At 75.0% G+C, this 1054-nt stretch carries 1 protein-coding gene; it reads right to left on the bottom strand.

What is annotated here, in order from left to right; genetic code table 11:
• Positions 1 to 77 precede the first annotated feature (77 nt).
• The gene (locus tag ABZX96_RS38035; protein WP_355554264.1) at positions 78 to 923 is read right to left on the bottom strand and encodes a chaplin family protein; all 846 of its coding nucleotides are present in this window, start codon (positions 921 to 923) and stop codon (positions 78 to 80) included.
• Positions 924 to 1054 lie beyond the last annotated feature (131 nt).

Genomic DNA, 1054 nt, shown 5'->3' with positions numbered 1-1054 from the left:
CCCGGAGAGCCGGGGCCCGCTCCATCGCGTTCTGACGCGTCCGTGTCCGGGCGCGACGCGAAGGCCGGTACGGCCGATCAGCGCCGGGCGGACCGGGAACGCCGGTAGAGCACCGCGCCGCCGAGCAGCAGCGCGGCTCCTGCGGGCGCCGCGAAACCGATCGGTCCGGCACCCGTCTGCGCGAGTTCCCCGTCGGCCGCTCCCTGCACCCCGGGCGGGGTGCCGATCTGCGCGTGCCCGCCGTGGGGCTGCGCCATGGGGGTCCGCGGTCCCTGGCCCGGGTAACCGGCCGCGGGCTGCCCGGAGCGCGGGTCCCCCGGGACATGGGCGGCCGGGCCGTGCGCAGTCGAGCCGTGGGCGGCCGGGCCATGGGCGACCGATCCGTGGGTGGAGGAGTCGCGGGGCTTGGCCGGCGCGGGAGCCGTCGGGTCCTCGGACGGCTGCCGCGGGTGGTCCGTGCCGGCCGACGGGGGCACCGTCGAGTCCTCGGTGCAGGTGTTGCCCATCGCCGGGTTCGCGAGGCCGACGACCGAGACGCTGTTCCCGCAGATGTTGACCGGCACGTCGACGGGCATCTGCACGGCGTTGCCCGCGGCGACACCGGGCGACCCGGCCGCCGCCCCCTGGGTCTGGGCGGAGCCGTGCTGCCCTCCGCCCTGGTGATGGCCGTGCGCACCGCCGGCTCCCGTGACGCACCTGTTGCCCGCCGCCGGATTGAGCAACCCGACGACATTCACGGTGTTCCCACAGGCCTGCACCGGGACGTCCATCGGAAGCTGGACCGTGTTGCCGGCCAGGACACCCGGCGAATTGGCCGCGTGTCCTTGGGCTCCGGAATCGGCGTACGCGTGGCCGCCCGCGGCGGCGAACATTCCGCCCGCCGCCGCAATCGTGAGCAGGCCCTTCTTCGCGACCTGTCGCATAGGTTCGTTCCCCTGCCTTTTACCTTGAGGAATGCGCGCGGGAACTCTTCCCCCCGCTCGCCGAAAATGCCCGGCGGCGGCGGGCTGGGTGGCGCCGCCACCCGGGGCCGCCCGACGACACAAAAACGGCC

Origin of the sequence: Streptomyces sp. NPDC003077, assembly GCF_040611095.1 — a bacterium.
In the GTDB taxonomy this organism is placed as follows: domain Bacteria; phylum Actinomycetota; class Actinomycetes; order Streptomycetales; family Streptomycetaceae; genus Streptomyces.
The sequence above is the reverse complement of the archived record's forward strand: the minus strand, read 5'-3'. Positions and strand labels throughout refer to the sequence as shown.

What these genes read in the sequence shown, in the direction of transcription:
- ABZX96_RS38035 (WP_355554264.1), bottom strand. Translation starts at nt 923, where the DNA reads ATGCGACAGGTCGCGAAGAAGGGCCTGCTCACGATTGCGGCGGCGGGC.